At 60.9% G+C, this 18325-nt stretch carries 15 protein-coding genes; 7 read left to right on the plus strand and 8 right to left on the minus strand.

The genetic code is table 11. From position 1 onward, the window contains the following. Window positions 1-201: 201 nt before the first annotated feature. The 5 genes from NQ495_RS09720 to NQ495_RS09740 all read left to right on the plus strand — a co-directional run bounded on the left by NQ495_RS09720 (window position 202) and on the right by NQ495_RS09740 (window position 6250). Complete coding sequence (locus tag NQ495_RS09720) at window positions 202-3108, plus strand: family 78 glycoside hydrolase catalytic domain (RefSeq protein WP_009133056.1); 2907 nt, start codon at window positions 202-204, stop codon at window positions 3106-3108. Between the two features lie 310 nt (window positions 3109-3418). Beyond that, window positions 3419-3922 (plus strand): flavodoxin, encoded by a 504-nt coding sequence (locus NQ495_RS09725; protein WP_009133057.1) that lies wholly within the window; start codon window positions 3419-3421, stop codon window positions 3920-3922. Then, window positions 3919-4281 carry a DUF2023 family protein gene (locus NQ495_RS09730; RefSeq protein ID WP_009133058.1) on the plus strand — a complete coding sequence of 121 codons (363 nt, stop codon included), beginning with the start codon at window positions 3919-3921 and terminating at the stop codon, window positions 4279-4281. The genes NQ495_RS09725 and NQ495_RS09730 overlap by 4 nt, the downstream gene beginning before the upstream one ends. Window positions 4282-4734: 453 nt before the next feature. Next, complete coding sequence (locus NQ495_RS09735; protein ID WP_009133059.1) at window positions 4735-5646, plus strand: TIGR01777 family oxidoreductase; 912 nt, start codon at window positions 4735-4737, stop codon at window positions 5644-5646. 106 nt (window positions 5647-5752) lie between these two features. Next, complete coding sequence (locus NQ495_RS09740; RefSeq protein WP_009133060.1) at window positions 5753-6250, plus strand: lipocalin family protein; 498 nt, start codon at window positions 5753-5755, stop codon at window positions 6248-6250. A 190-nt stretch (window positions 6251-6440) separates the two neighbouring features. Here the strand turns inward: NQ495_RS09740 and NQ495_RS09745 are convergent, their stop codons facing one another. From NQ495_RS09745 to NQ495_RS09760, 4 genes are all read right to left on the minus strand, one after another. After that, window positions 6441-7289: an aldo/keto reductase gene (locus NQ495_RS09745; RefSeq protein ID WP_009133061.1), complete on the minus strand. Its 849-nt coding sequence runs from the start codon at window positions 7287-7289 to the stop codon at window positions 6441-6443. Between the two features lie 234 nt (window positions 7290-7523). Beyond that, entirely contained in the window at window positions 7524-9074 is a 1551-nt protein-coding gene (locus NQ495_RS09750; protein WP_040294288.1) for an FAD-dependent oxidoreductase, read from the minus strand. 213 nt (window positions 9075-9287) lie between these two features. Further along, window positions 9288-9896: a DUF417 family protein gene (locus NQ495_RS09755; RefSeq protein ID WP_009133063.1), complete on the minus strand. Its 609-nt coding sequence runs from the start codon at window positions 9894-9896 to the stop codon at window positions 9288-9290. A gap of 162 nt (window positions 9897-10058) precedes the next feature. After that, window positions 10059-10916 (minus strand): AraC family transcriptional regulator, encoded by an 858-nt coding sequence (locus tag NQ495_RS09760; protein WP_040294289.1) that lies wholly within the window; start codon window positions 10914-10916, stop codon window positions 10059-10061. 230 nt (window positions 10917-11146) lie between these two features. Here NQ495_RS09760 and NQ495_RS09765 point away from each other — a divergent pair, with 230 nt between their 5' ends. Both NQ495_RS09765 and NQ495_RS09770 read left to right on the plus strand, forming a co-directional pair. Then, window positions 11147-11719 carry a DNA-3-methyladenine glycosylase I gene (locus tag NQ495_RS09765; RefSeq protein ID WP_040294290.1) on the plus strand — a complete coding sequence of 191 codons (573 nt, stop codon included), beginning with the start codon at window positions 11147-11149 and terminating at the stop codon, window positions 11717-11719. 179 nt (window positions 11720-11898) lie between these two features. Beyond that, window positions 11899-12867 carry a hypothetical protein gene (locus NQ495_RS09770; RefSeq protein ID WP_050807983.1) on the plus strand — a complete coding sequence of 323 codons (969 nt, stop codon included), beginning with the start codon at window positions 11899-11901 and terminating at the stop codon, window positions 12865-12867. 71 nt (window positions 12868-12938) lie between these two features. On the opposite strand, the gene NQ495_RS09775 is transcribed toward NQ495_RS09770, so the two are convergent. The 4 genes from NQ495_RS09775 to NQ495_RS09790 form a co-directional block, all read right to left on the minus strand. Then, the gene (locus NQ495_RS09775) at window positions 12939-13094 is read right to left on the minus strand and encodes a hypothetical protein (RefSeq protein WP_009133067.1); all 156 of its coding nucleotides are present in this window, start codon (window positions 13092-13094) and stop codon (window positions 12939-12941) included. A 53-nt stretch (window positions 13095-13147) separates the two neighbouring features. Then, window positions 13148-13810 (minus strand): MgtC/SapB family protein, encoded by a 663-nt coding sequence (locus NQ495_RS09780; protein ID WP_009133068.1) that lies wholly within the window; start codon window positions 13808-13810, stop codon window positions 13148-13150. Between the two features lie 140 nt (window positions 13811-13950). Next, window positions 13951-16425: a beta-glucosidase gene (locus NQ495_RS09785; protein WP_232208877.1), complete on the minus strand. Its 2475-nt coding sequence runs from the start codon at window positions 16423-16425 to the stop codon at window positions 13951-13953. A 343-nt stretch (window positions 16426-16768) separates the two neighbouring features. After that, window positions 16769-18238 (minus strand): DEAD/DEAH box helicase, encoded by a 1470-nt coding sequence (locus NQ495_RS09790; protein WP_009133070.1) that lies wholly within the window; start codon window positions 18236-18238, stop codon window positions 16769-16771. Between the last annotated feature and the right edge of the window lie 87 nt (window positions 18239-18325).

Raw genomic sequence — 18325 nt, forward strand, 5'->3', positions numbered from 1 at the left:
AGGCGCGGGGCCTCGCCGTACCTTTCGGGGCTGTCCGACGGCTGTTCCCGGGGTTCCGGCAGGTTATGCGCCGGGTTGCGCAGTCCCGTTCCCGGAAAATCTGAATCGGGATCCCCGCAAACGACACGGGAGGACCGGTGTGCTGCAATAACCCGCATCCCGTTCCGGTCCGAACCTCATATTGTAAGCTGAACCTGTTTGATGAAAACTATCTCCCTGAAATTCCGGTTGCCGTTGTTCGTGGCGGTCGTTTGTTGTTTGAGTGTTCCGGTGCGTGCGACCGCCGCTGTTATGGCCGGCACGGGGGCCGGTATCTGTTCGGAATTCGTAACCGGAGGGGGTGAAAAAAACGAATCCCGTCCTTCGGGCCGGGAAGGTGCTGTGCGTCCCGACCGGATGCGGTGCGAGTACCTTGAAAATCCCGAGGCGGTCGATGTCCCCTCGCCGCGGCTGTCGTGGATCGTTCGTACTGACAGCACGGTCTATGGCCAGTGCCAGAGCGGCTGGCAGGTGCAGGTCGCCTCGTCGGAGGAGCTGCTGCGTCGGGGCCGTGCCGACCGTTGGGACAGCGGCCGCGTGGGGGGTGATTCGATGCGGGTGCGTTACGGCGGGAAACCGCTCCGCAGCAGGGATGCCTGCTGGTGGCGCGTGCGCGTTTGGGATGCCGGCGGACGCCCCTCGGCATGGAGTGCCCCCGCCCATTGGCACATGGGGCTGCTCGGTGAAGCCGACTGGCAGGCGCAGTGGATCGGTGCGCCGGGGCAGGACGACGGGCCGCTTTCCCCCGATGGAACCGAACCGCCCCTTCCTGCCCCGCTGTTGCGCAAGAGTTTCGGGGTGGCACCCGGCCGCAAGGTGGTTTCGGCCCGTGTGTACGTCACCGGGCTCGGTTATTTCGAACTTTACCTGAACGGGGAGAAGGTGGGCCGCGACGTGCTCGCCCCGAACCAGACCAACTACGACAAACGTCCGGGGTTGGCGGATTGCGGCATTCCGGTCGAAGATAATTTCCGGGAGTACACGGTGCCTTACTTGGCTTACGATGTGACGGAGCGGCTCCGCAGCGGCGAAAACGTGATCGGCGCGATGCTCGGAAACGGTTTTTACAACGTGCGGGGCCGGTGGACGATGGCCTACGGCTCGCCGCGGCTGATCGCGCAGTTGGAGATTGTTTACGACGACGGTTCGCAGGAGCGGGTGGTTTCCGACCCGACCTGGAAGGTGGCCGAAGGCCCTGTGCGGATGGATCAGATTTATGCGGGCGAAGAGTACGACGCCCGCTGCGAGCAACCGGGTTGGTGCGCACCCGGTTTCGACGACTCGGCCTGGCAAAATGCCGTCCCGCGCCGGGCTCCTTACGGTCGGCTGCGGGCGCAGAACGGGCCGGCCGACCGCGTGATGGAGGTGCTGAAGCCGGTGAAGGTCGAAAAACTCGGCGGGGGACGCTATCGGGTCGATTTCGGTGAGACCGTCTCGGGCTGGGTGCGGCTGCACGGTGTGCGGGGCGAGGCCGGGCGGCGCATCGAAATCAAATACCTGAGCGAGTCGCCGAACGGCTCGAACGCTTATACGATGAAGGGGGAGGGTCCGGAAGACTATGCGACGCGCTTTACGTGGTACGTTTTCCGCGAGGTCGAACTCAGCGGCTGGCCCGGCGAGCTCCATCCCGGACAACTTACCGCCGAGGCGGTCTATTCCGATGTGGAAACGACCGGCGGGTTCGCCTGCTCGAATCCGTTGCTGAACCGGATCGACCGCATCTGGTGGCGTACGCAGCTTGACAATATGCACGGGGCGGTCGCGAGCGACTGCCCGCACCGCGAACGTTCGGCCTATACCGGCGACGGGCAGACGGTCTGCGCGACGGTGATGCACCGCTTCGATGCGGCGGCATTCTACAGCAAATGGATCGGAGATATCCTCGCTGCGCAGAACCCGGATACGGGTTACGTGCCCAACGGCGCGCCGTGGCAGCCCGGCTGCGGGGGCGGTGTGGCCTGGGGGGCGGCGATCTGCATCATGCCGTGGGAGTTTTACCTGCATTACGGCGACCGCGACATGCTCGCGCGCAACCTCGACGGCATGAAAGGTTATGTCGATTACCTGGACGGCTGGGCCGATGCGGACGGCGTGATCTATGCCCGGGCGCCGCACGGCCGCGAACCGGTTTACTGGATGAACCTGGGTGACTGGTGTCCTCCGGGAAAACTGCCCTCCGATACGCTCGTGCATACGTTCTATTACTGGCGTTGCGCCGACATCGCGGCCCGCACGGCCCGCGTGCTCGGGGATTCGGCCGGGGCGCAGCGTTACGGCGCATTGGCGGAGCGTGTCCGCAGGGCGTTTCACGGGCGCTTTTACGATCCGGGCACAGGGAGTTACGGTCCCTTCGGAGGCGACGTTTTCGCGTTGTACATGGGCGTGCCCCCGGAGCGGTATCCCCGCGTCTACGCCGCACTGCGCGACAACATCCGGCGTAACGGAGGCCACCTCGATACCGGCATTTACGGCACCCAGTTCCTGCTGGAGGTGCTCTGCGACAACGGGATGAACGATCTCGCTTACGGCATTATGACCAAGCGCACGTTCCCGAGTTTCGGACATTGGATCGAACAGGGGGCCACGACGATGTGGGAGCAATGGGACGGTGGCAATTCGCACTGCCACCCGATGTTCGGGGCCTGCCTTACGTGGCTCTACCGCCGGGTGGCGGGCATGGAATCCGATCCGGAACGTCCGGGTTACCGCCATATCGTATTCCGTCCCCGGCCCGTGGGCGACCTGACGTGGGCGCGGTATGCGCAACTCACCTCCCGGGGCGAGGCATCGGTTCGCTGGGAGCGCACTGCGGGAGGGTTTATGCTCGAGGCCGACATCCCGGCCGGCTCCACGGCGACGGTCTGGGTGCCGTTGGGCGATGGCCAGACCCGGGCCGATGTACGGCTTTCGCATCCCGCCGGAGTTTCTTTCGTCCGTGTGGATGAAACCGCTGAGGTCCGGCCCGGAAACGGCGGGATATCCGGAGACAGGTTTCACCGCTACGCGGTTTACGAGGTGAAAGGTTCGGGCCGGTACCGTTTTACGAGCGGTGCCGGAATCACGGATTGAATTCCGGTTTGCGGGCGACGGCCCGCTGTTCGCTGTGTTTCCCGCAACCCCGCCTTACTATTTTCCGATCCTGATGCTTTTTGCCGTACGAGGTTACATTTCCCGTCCTTCGTTCAGGCGTGACCCCGCACTATTCCCGCACTGTTCCGTGTGGAAGGGCCTGACTTTTCGTTTCGGGATGCTGGAACGGTAATTGCATCCGTCCTGAAGGGCAAATACCGGAAATGGGGATGCTCCCGGGACGATTTCCCTACAAATGGGGATTTCATCGCCCGGTACGGATATTTACCTTTGTCAAAAATCAGAAACCATGAAAACAGGAATCTTTTTCGGAAGCACGCTCGGCACGACCGAGAATATTGCCGGGCAGATCGCCACGGCGCTGCGCATTTCCCCGGACGACATCCACAATGTGGCAGATACCGATCCTTCGGCCGTCCAGGGGTACGACTGCCTGTTGCTGGGCTCTTCGACCTGGGGGGCCGGCGACCTGCAGGACGACTGGTACGATTTTATCGGAAAATTGAAAAATGAAAACCTTTCGGGTAAGCTCGTGGGGTTGTTCGGTTGCGGCGATTCGGGTTCTTATCCCGATACCTTTTGCGATGCGATGGGACACCTCTACGACGACCTTTCGGGCACCGGCTGCCGTTTTATCGGCGCATGCGATACCGCAGGCTATTCGTTCGACAGTTCCGAGGCGGTGCGCGACGGCAAGTTCGTCGGGCTGGCCCTCGACGAGACCAACGAGGACGACCGTACTGCGGAGCGCATCGCAGCCTGGGTGGAAACCTTGAAAAAAGAGGGGCTGTGAACAGCCAGGATTTTGTCCGCTTCGGCGAGATGAAGATGTTCATGCACCACATCTATGAATATAAAAAGGGGGTGCGTGACCTGATCCTCTGCACGATGTGCCGCACCTGCGCCGAATTGGTGACCGAACGGCTTCGGCGGCAGCAGATCGAGTACCTCGCGCAGGATATAGACGGACAGCGGGTGAACCTCTATTTCGGCAAACGGGCCTGCCTCGATGCGGTGCGCATGTTCATCGACAAACCGCTGAACCGCCTGACCCCGGAGGAGGATTTTATGCTCGGTACGATGCTCGGCTACGATATTCCGATGCAGTGCGAGCGGTTCTGCAACCGCAAGCGTACGCTTGCCGCCGGATAAGAAGAGAAAAACAGGAGACCGGAATTACTACGGACTATTGTTGATTTGTGTTAATGTGTTGGTTGGACCGGCGTTCCCGTGGGGACGCCGGTTCCTTTTTTCGGCGGCGGTGCAAAAAAGAGTTGTCTCGGTCGCGCTCTGCGGCACCGGTTTTGAAAGCAAAGGCATGGAGAGGATACTAATAGATCACAACGAGATACAGTGCCCGTCGGCTTATTTCGGGCCCTTTCCGTTCGCACTGCGCGAACAGGCAGTGAATAGGTATGAACCGGTCCGGCCCTGAACTTGCGGTATACGGACTGTTTGCCGGGATTGCGTTCGGCGGTATTTGACTGCTCGGGACGGACTGCACCGGAGCTGGACGGCGGAAAGCGAGGGGGAGGGGAAGAACCGCCTGAAACGAACAAAGCGTATGACGCGAACGACACGAACGAAACGTTAAACCGTACGGCGATGAAAATAGCGATCAGCGGAGCATCGGGATTTATCGGCTCGCACCTGGCGGGATACCTTACTGCGCAGGGACATCAGGTGGTGTCGCTGGGGCGCGGTTATTTTTCGGGTTTTCCCGCTCCGGGACCGGGGGTGATCGGCGATCGGGCCTGGGACGGGGCCATGGGCCGTCTCGTTGCTGCGCTCGAAGGGTGCGGCGCCGTGGTTAACCTTGCCGGAGCCCCGATCGACCGTCGTTGGAGCGATACCTATAAAGAGGAGCTTTATGCGAGCCGTATCGGCCCGACGCGTCGGCTGGTAGAGGCGATCGGTGCGCTCGAAACCCCGCCGGGCGTGTTGGTGTCGGCTTCCGCCGTCGGCTATTATCCCGCCGAAGGCTGTTATAAGGAAACCGATGCGCGCAAAGGAACCGGGTTCCTGTCGGATCTTTGCGCGGCCTGGGAACAGGAGGCGCAGCGCGTCCCGCCCGGCGTACGGCTCGTCGTTACCCGTTTCGGCGTGGTGTTTTCACCCGGCGGGGGAGCGTTCCCGCGGCTCGCACGCCCGTTCCGTATGGGCGTCGCGGCACGGCTCGGCGACGGGAGCCAAAACGTCTCGTGGATCGCGCTCGAGGATCTGGTGCGCGCGATCGGTTTCGTGCTGGAGGACGCTGCGGTGCGCGGTACGGTGAACATGGTTGCCCCGCAACACCTGACCAATGCGGAACTGACCGGTGCGCTTGCGCGCCATTATCGTGTTTCGCTGCGGGTCGGCGTGCCGGGTTGGATCGTGCGGGCGATTTACGGCGAGGCCGCGCAGGTTCTGCTGTCGGGCCAGTGTGCGGTGCCCGAAAAGTTGACAGCGGCCGGTTTTACGTTCGATGCAGAAAATATCGAACGGTTTCTGGAACGGTCGGCACCGCTCGGAAAGTGATCCGGACGTTTTTTTTCGCAGTCGTTTCCGGACTTCGGTTTGCGGAGTTTCCGGATCGGTTTGTGACGGGATACTGGTTTTGAAAGAAATGTTAAAAATAAAAATTATGTCAGGATGTTGTTGCGGGTGCAACCGGCGCAAGGTGTCGGTCGAACCGATGGAAAATTTCGATGTGAACCGTTATCTGGGCCGCTGGCACGAGATCGCGCGGCTCGATCACCGTTTCGAGCGGGGGCTCGAACGGATTACGGCGACCTATACGCTGCGGCCCGACGGTAAGGTCGGCGTCGTCAACCGGGGGTACGATCTCGCGAAAAAGCGCTGGAGCGATGCGAAAGCCTATGCGGTGCAGACCCGGGTAAAGAACTACCTGAAGGTTTATTTTTTTCCGCTGGTCCCGGGTAGGTACCGCATCGCTTACCTCGACGACGACTATTCGCTGGCGGTGGTTTCGGGCGGAAGCCTGCGCTACCTGTGGCTGCTGGCGCGGACGCCGGAGGTCACCCCGCAACAGCGTGCGCGGATGCTCGGCGTAGCCCGCGGGCTGGGGTACGACACCTCGAAGCTGATCTGGCCGGAACCGGACGAGCCGTCCGGAGATTAAGTTTGCTTCGGCGGCGCCTTGGCATACCTGAAAATATGCGGTTTGGCTGAACCTGTGCATAAAACAGCAAACGCAGGAAAATCGTCCTGCGTTCGCTGTTTGTGCTGTGTGGAACTCGTTTGATTTCCGGGATTGTTCCGGATTCGGGTTTTTCGATTTTTTTCCGCTTTTTCCGTCGAACCTTATGCGGCTACATCCGGAACGTATCGGGATCGGAGCCCGATCCTTCGCACCGGATTCGGTCGATGAGTTTCATGTCTTCGGGACTCAGCGAGAAATCGAACAGCTCCGCGTTCGAGACGATCCGTTCCCGGGTGACCGACTTGGGCAGCGGCAGGATGCCCCGCTGAAGGATCCAGCGCAGCGCGATCTGTGCGATGTTTTTGCCGTAGCGGTCGGCGATCGCCTGCATTTCGGCGTTGCCGAAGATTTTGCCCTGTGCGAGCGGCCCCCACGCTTCGACGAGGATATGCTGCTCTTTGCAGTAGGAGACCGTTTCGTCCTGATTCAGTCCGGGGTGCAGTTCGATTTGGTTGACCATCGGAACGATGTCGGCCTGTTCGATCAGGCGCGTCAGGTGCCGCACCTTGAAGTTGCTCACGCCGATGGAACGGATGCGCCCTTCGAGGCAGAGCCGTTCCATCGCGCGCCAGGTTTCGCGGTTCATCTTATCCCAGTCCCCGTCGTGCCCTTTGGCGATCGGCCAATGGATCAGGTACAGGTCGAGGTAGTCGGTCCCGAGCGCCTGCATCGTTTTGTCGAACGCGCGCAGCGTCGAATCGAAGCCCTGGTCGCTGTTCCACAGTTTGCTGGTGATGAAAATATCCTTGCGGTCGATGCCGCTTTCGCGTACCGCGGCGCCGACGCTCCGTTCGTTGCCGTAAACGGCGGCGGTGTCGATGTGGCGGTAGCCTGCGGCGATGGCCTCTTTGACCGCGCGGACGGCCACTTCGCCGTCCGGGGTGCGGAACGTGCCGAAACCGACGCACGGAATTTCGACGCCGTTACTCAGTTTGAAAGTATCCTGAAGTGATTTCATGGTAAGATGATTTTGATTTGCCTGCGGGGAAGCGTGCGAATATTGTGCCGTTGTTTTTTTGCTCCGCTGTCCGCGTGTGTCCCCATAAAGGTAATGTTTCCCGGCCGGAATTGCAATGTCGTCCCCGGAAATCTTCCCCGGAAGTACCGTGGATACCGCCTCCCGCGCACGAAGCCGCGGGCCTCGGACGCCCGGGGCCGCTTACGGGGGCTGGCCGCCGGATTTGGCTCCGGATTATTTGAACAGGTCATTGAGCGCTTCGCTCATGCTCGGATGGGTAAAAATCATGTCGCGCAGCAGGGACGCTTTGTTCCCGTTTTTCATCGCAAGGGCGACCGTGTTGATCACCTCGCTGGATTCGGGTGCGAAGAGCGTGCAGCCGAGAATTTCGTCCGTCCTGGCATCGATTACGGCCTTGAGCACTCCTTCGGTTTCCCCGATCGTGTGCATGCGCGGGATCGATGCGACGGGGATCGAATTGACGCGGATGTCCAGACCCTTGCGGCGCGCCTCCTCTTCGTTGATTCCGATGCGCGAAAGCGGCGGGTCGGTAAATACCGCGTAGGCTACCGGCAGTCGGTCCTGCGTTTTGCGTTCGCCGGTGCCGAACAGCTCGTCGCGAACGATCCGGTAGTCGTCGAGTGAAATGTAAGTGAATTGCAGGCCGCCCTTCACATCGCCCAGCGCCCATACTTTCGGGTTGGTCGTCTGCAGGCGGTCGTCCACCATGACGGAACCGCGCGGGTCGGTACGGATGCCTGCCGCTTCGAGGTTCAGTCCCGCGGTGTTCGGCTTCCGTCCCGTAGCGAGCAGTACGGCTTCCGCTTCGAGCACCTGGCGGCTGCCGTCGGTGCCGCTGCCGGTCGGGTTGTTTGTATTGCGGTTGCCTGTGCTCCCGGCACCGTTGCCACTGTCGCGGACGGTCACGTAGGCGCATGTCTTGCCGTCTTGGACCGATTCCACCTGCGTGTTGAGGCGGAACGTCACCCCGCGCTTCTCGAGCGTTGCGCGGACGCTGGCCGCGATGTCGCGGTCTTCGCGCGGGATCAGCTCGGGATAACTCTCCAGCACGGTCACCTGCGAACCGAATTCGGCGTACATCGACGCGAACTCCAGCCCGATGTAACCGCCGCCCACGATCACCAACCGTTTCGGCAGCTCTTCCAGCTCCATGATCGACGTGCTGGTATAGACCCGGTCGCTTTCGCGCACCCCTGCAATGGGCGGGATAACCGTCTCCGCACCGGTATTGATGAAGATGCGGTCCGCTTTCAGGCGCAGCTTTTCGCCTTTGGTGTATCCGCCAGCAGCGGTTCCGGCCGGGATTTTTGCCGTTGCCGTGCCGCTCGTAGCGTTTGTACTGCCGGCAGTCCCCGGATCCGTTCCGGCGTCCCGGCGGTCCGGATAGTCGGCCGTAAACGTCACATCCACCTCGTCCGGCCCGGCGAACGAGCCGGTGCCGGTATAGACGGTAATATTCGGTTTGTCTGCGAGGTTGCGGTAGTTTTTGTCCCGCAGCAACGCCGTGACCTCCTCTTTTCGCCGGATCGCGCGGCGGTAGTGTTCGCTCCGCTGTCCGAAAGTCGGTTCCGGACGGTAGGTGGCCAACTTGGCCTGGTGCACGAGGGTTTTGGTCGGAATGCACCCCACGTTGATGCAGGTTCCCCCGTACATTTGGTCGGATTGTTCGATAACGGCTACCTGCCAGCCGCGTGCCCCGAGGTCGGCTGCGAGCGTTTTGCCGCCCTTGCCGAAACCGATGATGATTGCGTCGTAGGTTTTCATAGTGTATTGCGGTTTGATGGTTTTATCGGTGTAATCAGCTTTCCTGTCGGCCGCTCCGCCTATTTGTACGTTAGCAGGGGATCTGTCGTACTTGGCTTCGATCTCCTCGATGAAGTACATATACAGTACCGTGCATTTCCGGATATCATACTCTTTCGGATCGCCGGTTCGTTACGCGGGGCGCGGGGTATCGTGCCGGGCGCTCTTTCCGGGTTAACGGTTTTGTATCCCGTCTGCGTTCCTTTTCCGCAGGATGCGCCGGGCCGAATCCGAAAGAGCGACGAGTGCCCCGGCGAGGATAACCGTGTCCTTGACCACGAGCCGTCCGGCTCCCGACAACAACGGGAAGCCCGCTTCGCCGCTGCCCAGGTCGGGAACCCACACTTCGGGTGTCGTGACGAGGAACGAGAGTGTGCCGACGGTCATAATCACAGCAAGGATCGCGCCTGCCAGGCCGATGCGCGCACTGAAAATGCCCAGGAAGACCAACACGCCGATCGCCATGATCAGGATGCCGAGCCCGTGCGAAAAACCGTAGGTGTTGTTCCGGACGTGCCATTCGTGTTTGGCGGCGTCGAATTCCCCCTCTTTGAGTTTGTAGTTTTTGTACTCGGGTGCTTTTTGCGTGTAGAAAAAACTCATGAAGGGACTGTTGGCGACGAACGGGACAATTCCTTCGGCTTCGTAATTTTGGAACTTGAGTCCGCCGATCCAGACGAAGACGATCAGGATCGCCACACGGATCAGGTTGATGCCCAGGGTTTGCGAGGAGGCTGCCAGTTGCAGCAGGTTGTCGTACAGGCGGGAAATATTTGCATTCATGGTCGTAAGTTTTACGGGTTTTCCAACGATGCAAAGTTGGGGCTTCCGGTCCGGGCGGTCAATGGCGATTCTGCCGGAAGAGTTGGCGATTATTCCCGTTGGCGGGAAAGGATCCGTTTGCCTTTCCTGTCTGCCTCAGTCCTGTTTTTCCTCTCCGGGTTCTTATCGGGCTTGGGATGTGGGTGCCGCATGTTTGTTCTTCCTGCGGTAACCGGTGATGCTTTCGCCCGCTGTCTTTTTGAAAAAACGGCTGAATGCGGCGGTATCCTCGAATCCGAGCAACGCGGCGATCTCCTTTGCACTTTTGGAGGTGTAGAGCAGCAGCCGTTGGGCTTCGGCGCCGGTCCGTTCGTGGATCACCCGCAGCGGCGAGGGGAGTCCGTAGGCGGCGAAGAGGTTGGACAGCGTTTTCGGGGAGCGGTTTAGCAGGTCGGCGTACTCCTGCACCTGCTTCTTTTCGCGGAAATGTTCGTCCACCAGCACATAGTACTGCCGCACGATGTCGAAAGCCTTCTCCTTTCCGGGCGCTACGGCGAACCGTTCCCGCGCCAGCCGGGTGCAGGTGATGATGAAGCGCTTGAGCAGGATGCGCAGCATCTCTTCGCGCAGGCTGTCTTCGATCGCGTACTCGCCTGCCAGCTTGTCTGCGATTTCGTACAGTGCGGCCGTTCGCGCCGCATCGGGCCGCAGCCGTACCGTTTCCGGGCCGCCGTTGAAAAGCAGCCCGTTGCAGGATACTTCGTCGTCGTGGCCGTAAATGCAATAGAAATTGCTGTTGAACAGCAGCGTCAGGTAGTCGCCCGCGACCTCGCGTACCGCGATGCGGTGCAGCGGTGTGAGCGGAACCACTTCCCCGGCTTCGAGCGTCGTCTCTACATGGTCGATCTCCAGGCGCAGCGTGCCGCTGCGCACCCAGATGAATTTGTAAAGGCTGCGGTCCCGCCCGAGGGCCGGGTCGGCATGGAAAGCGTCGGTCAGCACGATTGCGCCTTTGAGCCGGGTATGTAGTGCGTAATTGATCATAATGCGGATGCATTCCGAATCCTGGCATGGCCGGCCTGTCGTAGCGGGAAAGCCGGCTCGGGGACGGATTATTTCAAATTTAACATTTTATTTTGGAAAGCGGGTGCCGATCCCGGTGGAAGCTTCCGTTCGATCTGGCGTGCTTGCTTGTGGAACCGCAAGATATTTCTGGTTTGCTCCGCCCTTGTAAAACGTTATCTTTGCAGCGTATGGCAAATGTTGTGATTATGCAGGATATAATAAACGGGCGCTGCGGTTGGTGCGGAACCGACCGGCTGTATGTGGAATACCATGACCGGGAGTGGGGAAAATTGGTGACCGACGACAAGACGCTGTTCGAGTTTCTTGTGCTGGAGAGCGCCCAGGCCGGGCTGAGTTGGATCACTATCCTCAGGAAGCGTGAGGGATACCGCAAAGCCTTTTGTGATTTCGATGCCGGGCGGGTGGCGCAAATGACCGACGAGGATGTCGAACGGTTGATGCAGTTCGATGGCATTGTGAAAAACCGCCTGAAAATCAGATCAACGATCGCGAATGCAAGGCTGTTCCTCGCCGTGCAGAAGGAGTTCGGTAGTTTTTATGACTACACGCTGTCGTTCTTTCCCGACGGAAAGCCGATTGTCAACACGTTTAAATCTTTGGCCGAGATTCCGGCATCGTCCCCCGAATCCGATGCGATGAGCAAGGATATGAAAAAACGGGGATTTAAATTCTTCGGAACTACGATTTGTTACGCCCACTTGCAGGCTGCGGGGTTTATCGACGATCATCTGGCGGACTGCATTTGCCGGAAAAGGTGAATAACGGCGGTACGGCGGGATCGCCGCATTGGAGGTCCCGTGCATAGAATATAGAAGGAGTCCCGCACTGACAGCAGGAGTATCGTAATTGGGAAAACAAATTGGAAAAACAGGAACATACCGGTTCGCGCCGGGGATTGTTTGCCGACCGGCCCCGGCGCTGGCGCTACCTGTCGGCGATGGCGGTGGTCGTGCTGATGGTCGGTGTGGCCGAACGGACGGGCGAGCGCGAGGTGATCTTCCCCGAGATGGCGGCCCTGGCCATCGGCATGTGGATCGCGCCGAAACGCGTGTGGAATGTCACCCGGCTGCAGTTGGTGCTGCTGATGGGTGCCGGGGCCGTGGCGGGCGTCTGTATCGTGCGCTGGTCGCCGTGGCCGTTGGCGGCTAACCTCGCGCTGGCTTTCGCGTTTGCCGCGGGGTGCCTGTCGCTGTCGCGCACGACGCTGGTACCGCTCGTGTCGGCCTGTATGTTGCCCGTGCTGTTGCACACCGAAAGCTGGGTCTATCCCGCGGCGGTGACGGCGATGTCGCTGATCGTCGTTGCCGGGCAGCGGGCGATGGAGCGCGGCGGCCTGCGCCCCGAGGTGTACTACGACCGGCTGGAGTGGAGCTGGCGTCGCGACGGCGTGCGGTGGGTGTGGCTGTTGCTGGCGGTACTGGCCGTTGCGGCGCTGCCGCTTTCGGCCGGATACCGGTATTGCATTCTGCCCCCGTTGGTCGTTACGTTCGTTGAGTTTGCGAATTCCAAATCCGGGTTTCGCAACCGTCCCGTGCAGGTGTGGCTGATGCTGGTGGCCGGGGCTTCGGCGGGAACCCTTTTGGAGTGGGCGTGCCATGTGCGGCTCGGATGGCCCGAAAGTGTCGTTGCGCTGGCGGTGTGTGCCTGTTTGTTCGTGATGTTCGAACGGGTCGGCCGTTATTTCGCGCCTGTCGGAGCGGTCGCACTGATCCCGATGATTGTACCGCCGCAGGATTTGTTCCGGCTGCCGGTCCAGATCGCCTGCGGGGCGGCTGTCTTCATCGCCGTAGCACTGTTGCTGTTCCAGCGCTGTTACGAATGGAACCGGGGGCAATTCGTCTATTGTGTCGTGCCTTCTCCGTTGCGGCGCTATATTTCCCGGCCGAACAGGGGCGTGCAGGAATGACAGGAGAGCAGGGAACGGAGTAAGTGTGAGTGTGGGAACATAAGGGCCGGAATAAAATCGAAAGGCAGGCCTCAAACGCCTGCCTTCGTCTTTTTACGGTCGTAAGCTTTTTTCGAGCGGTGTACCCGGCTCTGTCCCACCGGACGGCCGTGCCGTGCGATCTCCTCTTCCCGGCTCGCCTTGCGGTGAGCTTTGAGGTAGTCCTGTTCGGTGATGCGTTTTTTCATCTTTCGGTCGGTTTGAGGCGGCAAAGGTAGTAAAATCCCTGGCATCGGCCCGCCTATTCCATTTCGGTCAGCACCAAGTCCGGCAGCGACTGAATGAAGGTGAACAAAGCCTGTTCTTCCCGCTGTTCCTTGATTTTGACCACGAGCGACACCCGGTACGAACACAGTTCCCCGTGTTTCTCTTCGGCGGCTTTGTAGCTGACGACGCGGTAACGGCGCTGGTGCACCTGGTCGAGGATACGTACCAGGTTTTCCTGCCGCGTGGTGGTGAAATGGACGAGCATCGTGCGCAGGCCCAGGTTTTTGAACAGCACGGTCAGCAGTTCGAGTCCTGCGAGCGTCAGCACGGTGGCCGACACGCCCAGCCAGTACATCCCGCCGCCGACGGCCATGCCGATTCCTGCGGTGGCCCACATGCCTGCGGCGGTAGTCAGGCCGCGTACGAACTGTTTCTGGAAAATGATCGTTCCGGCGCCGAGGAAGCCGATGCCGCTGACGATCTGCGCCGCGACGCGGCTCGGGTCGAGTCCCACGCCGGCCTCTCCGAGCACCCCGGCGAAGCCGTATTGCGAAACGATCATGAACAGCGCGCTGCCCAGCGAGACGAGGAAGTGCGTGCGGAAGCCCGCCTCTTTGGCCCGGTACTCGCGGTCGAGCCCGATGACCGCCCCCAGCACCCCGGCCAGCAGCAGTCGCAATGTAAATTCCCAGAACATTTTTATTGACTTAAATTAGTGCGGACTTTTCCTTCTTTCCGGGCGTGTCCTTTGCGGTCACTGAATCTCATTTGCAGGTTGAGACTCATTTTGTTTCCGAAACTTATTGTACCCCCGGAACCGGTTGCGCAGGAGGCCGTTTATTGTTCAGCTTGCGGCCGTCCCGGCTCCGGCAGTTTTTCCGGCGGCAGGATGACCGGATGCACCGTTTCGACGCAGGCGGCTTCCACGTCCGCCGTTCCGGAAAGCCGGATATCGGCCGACGAAGCGCCGACGCGGAACGTATAGGTTCCCCCTTCCGTCCGCCAGCTACTCGAAGCCTCGTCGAACGATGCGAGCGATGCGGCAGGAACACGCAGCGTCACCGTTTCGTCCGCTCCCGGCTGGAGCAATCCCGTGCGGGCGAAGGCACGGAGCTCCTTGGCCGGTTTGGGCATATCCTTGCCCGGCGCCGAGACGTAGAGTTGCACCACTTCGCGGCCTGCCCTGGCGCCCGTATTGCGGATCGTGCAGGTAATCCTGTAGTCGTCGCCGTCGCGGGCGATGTCCAGTCCCCCGTAGCCGAAGGTCGTGTAGCCGAGTCCGTAGCCGAAGGGGTAGGAGACCTCCTTGCCGGAAGTGTCGAAGTAGCGGTAGCCGACGAACACCCCCTCGTCGTAGATCGTGTAGTCGAGGTTCTTGCTACCGGTGTCGGGCAGCGTGTGGTTCGTCGACATCGATTCGTGCAGCGTGACGGTGTCGTAATCCTCGCGGTGCGGGAAGTTCGGCGCGGTGGGATCGTCCTCGTAGCGCATCGCGAAACTCATCGGCAGCTTGCCCGAGGGACTAACCTTGCCCGTGAGCACGTCCGCGACGGCGTGTCCCCCCTCTTGTCCCGGCAGCCACGCGACGAGGATCGCATCGGGCCGGGCTTTCCACGAAGCCGTTTCGACCGGGCCGCAGACGTTCAGCACGACGACCGTCTTTTTGCCGGCTTTGTGGAAGGCGTTGCAAACGCGTTCGATCAGCCGGTGTTCCGCCTCCGAAAGGTTGTAGTCGGTGGAAACGATGCGGTCGAGCAGTTCGCCGGAGATGCGGCCGATCGTGATGACGGCCGCATCCTGCGTGCGGGCCAACCGGGCGATTTCGGCGTCCGAAACCTCCATTTGCGACACCTGCGGACGCAGTTGCTTCGCCCACCAGCGCTTCGGCGCGGGACGCGCGGCCTTTTCGGCTGCGATATGGCTTTCGTAAGCCAGCTGCAGTTTCTTGTCCGGTTTGATTCCCGCTGCGGCGAGCCCCTGTGCGAGCGAGACGGTGTAGGCGCTGTTCACGGTGCCGCTGCCGGTTCCTCCCGGTATAAAGTCGTATGAGGTGACGCCGAAAAGAGCCGCTTTGCGAGCCTGTGCGGGTAGGGGAAGCGCCGTGCCGTCGTTTTTGAGCAGTACCATGCCCTCGGCGGCCGATTCCCGTGCCACGGCGGCCGACGCTTTCAGGTCGGGCGTGTTCGAGAAGGTATATTTCGCATAGTGCGGCGAACGCAGGATCAGCTCCAGCACGCGCTGTACGTTGCGGTCCACGTCGTGCAGCGACAGCGTGCCCAGGCGGATCGCCTTCAGGATCGAGTCGCGCTGTTTGGCCAGTCCCGGCATCAGCAGGTCGTTGCCCGCCTGCACGCTCCAGACCGGGTTCACGCCGCCGAGCCAGTCCGAAGTGACGAGCCCTTTGAAGCCCCACTCGTCGCGCAGTACGGTCGTGAGCAGGTCGGCGCGTTCCGCGGTGTAGGTGCCGTTGAGTTTGTTGTACGAGGTCATGATCGTCCACGGCTGCGCCTCCTTTACGACGATTTCGAACGGACGGAGGTACATCTCGCGCAGTGCGCGGGTCGGGACGATCGTATTGTTGTTGAGACGGTTGGTCTCCTGGTTGTTCGCGACGAAGTGTTTTACCGAGGTGCCTACGCCCTGTTGCTGGATGCCGTTTACGATCGCTGCGGCAATTTTTCCTGTCAGCAGCGGGTCTTCCGAGAAGTATTCGAAATTGCGGCCGTTCAGCGGGTTGCGCTGCAGGTTCATGCCGGGGCCGAGCAGTACGTCCGCACCGTATTCGTGCACCTCTTCCCCCATCGCGTTGCCCACGCGGCGGACAAGGACCGTATCCCATGTCGCGGCCAGCAGCGTGCCGATCGGAAACTGCGTGGCGTAAAAGGTTTGTGCGGTACTGTCGCGTGTGGCCGAAATGCGGATCCCCGCCGGGCCGTCCGCGAAGACGATTGCCGGCACGCCGAGACGCTCGATCGGGAAGGTGGTCCCGGCGGCGCCCGGCACCAGTTTGCGGGTCTGGCCGATGATCGCGGCCTCGAGGTCTGTCGCGCTGGTGCCCGCGCCCACGAGCAGGTGGACCTTCTCCTCGATGGTCATCGCGTCGATAACCTCCCGGATCGGGTCTTTTCCCAGTTGTGGGAGTTTTTTCGCCGTTTCCCGGCAGGCAGCGGCGCTATTCTGTCCGGGCGAAGGCGCCTGCTGTTGTCCGGCAGCATCCTGTTGCCGTGTTGGGTCCGCAGCCCGGAGCGTCCCGGTAACGGCGGTCGTCAGCGCCAGTATCAGTGCGCAATGCATCCATGCGTTTCGTCTCATATCCAATCAAAAAGGTAAAATCGTTGCGGGTTGCAGGGGTGCGGGTGTTCGTGCGGCGTTTTGCCGTATAGCGGGCCTCACCGGTTTTCCATCATCACTCTTCACAATTCCGGTTGTGGCACCTGATTCCGTCGGGCACCGTTTCGGGGAGCGACTCGCCGCCGGATGTCGGTTGTCCGGACGCTGTGATCTGCCTGGACTTCCGGCGTTTTCTGCGGCTTGCGGTGTCCCTTTTGTGATTTCCTGCGACCTTTGCGGTCTTTCGAATCATTAAATGGTGCGCCGGAACGGGCTTCTGTGGCGTCTCCGAGTAGTCGCTAAGACCGGCTTACCGGGATTCGCGCTAATTATCGCCTGGCTTCGGCCCCGGGGAACCCTGCGGGCCCTTCGGCCCCCGGAAGCGGCGCCGGTTGTTGCGGCGGTTTTTTTGTCCGTCGGTCCGCTCTTTCGCACCCTGCGGCTGTGTTCCTTCAGGCGTTGCCCCCTGGTTCTGCGGGGCCTGTGCGGAGGATTGCGCCTGGGCGCCCTGCTCCGGATTCTTCCTGCCGCTGCGGTTGCGCCCGTTGCGTCCCCCGCGGCCGCCGGCACCGCTTTGTCCGTCACGCCGGTTGCCTCCCCGTCCGTGGCCTCCGCGGCCCGAAAAGCGGCGGTCGCTTTCGTCGGGATTGTATACGGGGCCTTTGCCCAGATGCTCGGGGATCGGCAATTTTTCCACATCCCGCTCCATGAAAGTTTCGATGCGGTGGAACTTGCCCTGCTCCTTTTCGCTGACGAAGGTGATCGCGCGGCCAGTTGCGCTCGCGCGCGCCGTGCGTCCGATGCGGTGGATGTAGTCCTCCGGGTCGTGCGGTACGTCGTAGTTGACCACCGTGCCGATATCTTCGATGTCGATCCCGCGCGCGACGATGTCCGTCGCTACGAGCAGGTCGATTTTGCCGTTTTTGAAATCCAGCATCACCTCTTCGCGCTGCTCCTGTTCCAGGTCGGAGTGCATCGCCGCAGCGTTGAGCTTCATGCGTTTGAGCGTGTAGGCGAGCTCCTTGACCTTTTGCTTCGACGACGAGAAGATAATCGTCTTGGTGCCGGTAGGTTCGCCGAACAGTGCGCGAACGATCTCCATCTTCTGGTTTTCGTAGCAGACGTAGATGCCCTGCTGGATCGCTTCATTGGGTTTCGATACGGCGATGTTCACTTCGGCCGGATTGCGCAGGATTTGTTTGGCCATCTGCCGGATTTTCGGCGGCAGCGTAGCCGAGAACATGATCGTTTGCCGTTCGGTGGGCAGCTCCTTGATGATCTTCATGATGTCGTCGAAGAAGCCCATGTCGAGCATCCGGTCGGCTTCGTCGAGCACGAAATAGCTCACGTGCGAGAGGTCGATTCCGCTGTTGGCGATGTGGGCCAGCAGGCGTCCCGGCGTCGCCACGACGATGTCCGAGCCCCGCAGCATGCCCTGCTTCTGCTGTTCCCAGCCGATGCCGTCGCCGCCGCCGTAAACCACCGTCGTGGAGAGGGGCAGGAAGTAGGAGAATCCCTGGAACTGTACGTCGATTTGTTGGGCCAGTTCGCGCGTGGGCACGACGATCAGCGATTTGACCACGTTGTCGGGGTTGCCTTCGCGCAGCAGTTTGTCCAGCAGCGGCAGCGTGTACGCGGCCGTTTTACCTGTCCCGGTCTGCGCGCAGCCGATCAGGTCTTTGTTTTCCAATATGATGGGGATGGTGTGTTCCTGTACCGGCGTCATCTCTTCGAAGTTCATCGCTTCGAGGCTCCGCAGGATATCGGCGTCCAGGCCGAGTTCGTCGAATCTCATACAATTTGCGTGTTTTCTCTGTGTCGTTTGTCTGTGTTAGGGACAAATATACGGAAACAATCCGGTTTCGCCGCGCGGAGCCGTAAG

Origin of the sequence: Alistipes indistinctus YIT 12060, from assembly GCF_025144995.1 — a bacterium.
Taxonomy (GTDB): Bacteria; Bacteroidota; Bacteroidia; order Bacteroidales; family Rikenellaceae; genus Alistipes_A; species Alistipes_A indistinctus.

Bases quoted from the DNA above. Each gene is read 5' to 3' on its own strand.
- NQ495_RS09720 (WP_009133056.1), top strand. From the start codon at position 202: ATGAAAACTATCTCCCTGAAATTCCGGTTGCCGTTGTTCGTGGCGGTC.
- NQ495_RS09725 (WP_009133057.1), top strand. From the start codon at position 3,419: ATGAAAACAGGAATCTTTTTCGGAAGCACGCTCGGCACGACCGAGAAT.
- NQ495_RS09735 (WP_009133059.1), top strand. From the start codon at position 4,735: ATGAAAATAGCGATCAGCGGAGCATCGGGATTTATCGGCTCGCACCTG.
- NQ495_RS09740 (WP_009133060.1), top strand. From the start codon at position 5,753: ATGTCAGGATGTTGTTGCGGGTGCAACCGGCGCAAGGTGTCGGTCGAA.
- NQ495_RS09745 (WP_009133061.1), bottom strand. From the start codon at position 7,289: ATGAAATCACTTCAGGATACTTTCAAACTGAGTAACGGCGTCGAAATT.
- NQ495_RS09750 (WP_040294288.1), bottom strand. From the start codon at position 9,074: ATGAAAACCTACGACGCAATCATCATCGGTTTCGGCAAGGGCGGCAAA.
- NQ495_RS09755 (WP_009133063.1), bottom strand. From the start codon at position 9,896: ATGAATGCAAATATTTCCCGCCTGTACGACAACCTGCTGCAACTGGCA.
- NQ495_RS09765 (WP_040294290.1), top strand. From the start codon at position 11,147: ATGCAGGATATAATAAACGGGCGCTGCGGTTGGTGCGGAACCGACCGG.
- NQ495_RS09770 (WP_050807983.1), top strand. From the start codon at position 11,899: ATGGCGGTGGTCGTGCTGATGGTCGGTGTGGCCGAACGGACGGGCGAG.
- NQ495_RS09775 (WP_009133067.1), bottom strand. From the start codon at position 13,094: ATGAAAAAACGCATCACCGAACAGGACTACCTCAAAGCTCACCGCAAG.
- NQ495_RS09780 (WP_009133068.1), bottom strand. From the start codon at position 13,810: ATGTTCTGGGAATTTACATTGCGACTGCTGCTGGCCGGGGTGCTGGGG.
- NQ495_RS09785 (WP_232208877.1), bottom strand. From the start codon at position 16,425: ATGAGACGAAACGCATGGATGCATTGCGCACTGATACTGGCGCTGACG.
- NQ495_RS09790 (WP_009133070.1), bottom strand. From the start codon at position 18,238: ATGAGATTCGACGAACTCGGCCTGGACGCCGATATCCTGCGGAGCCTC.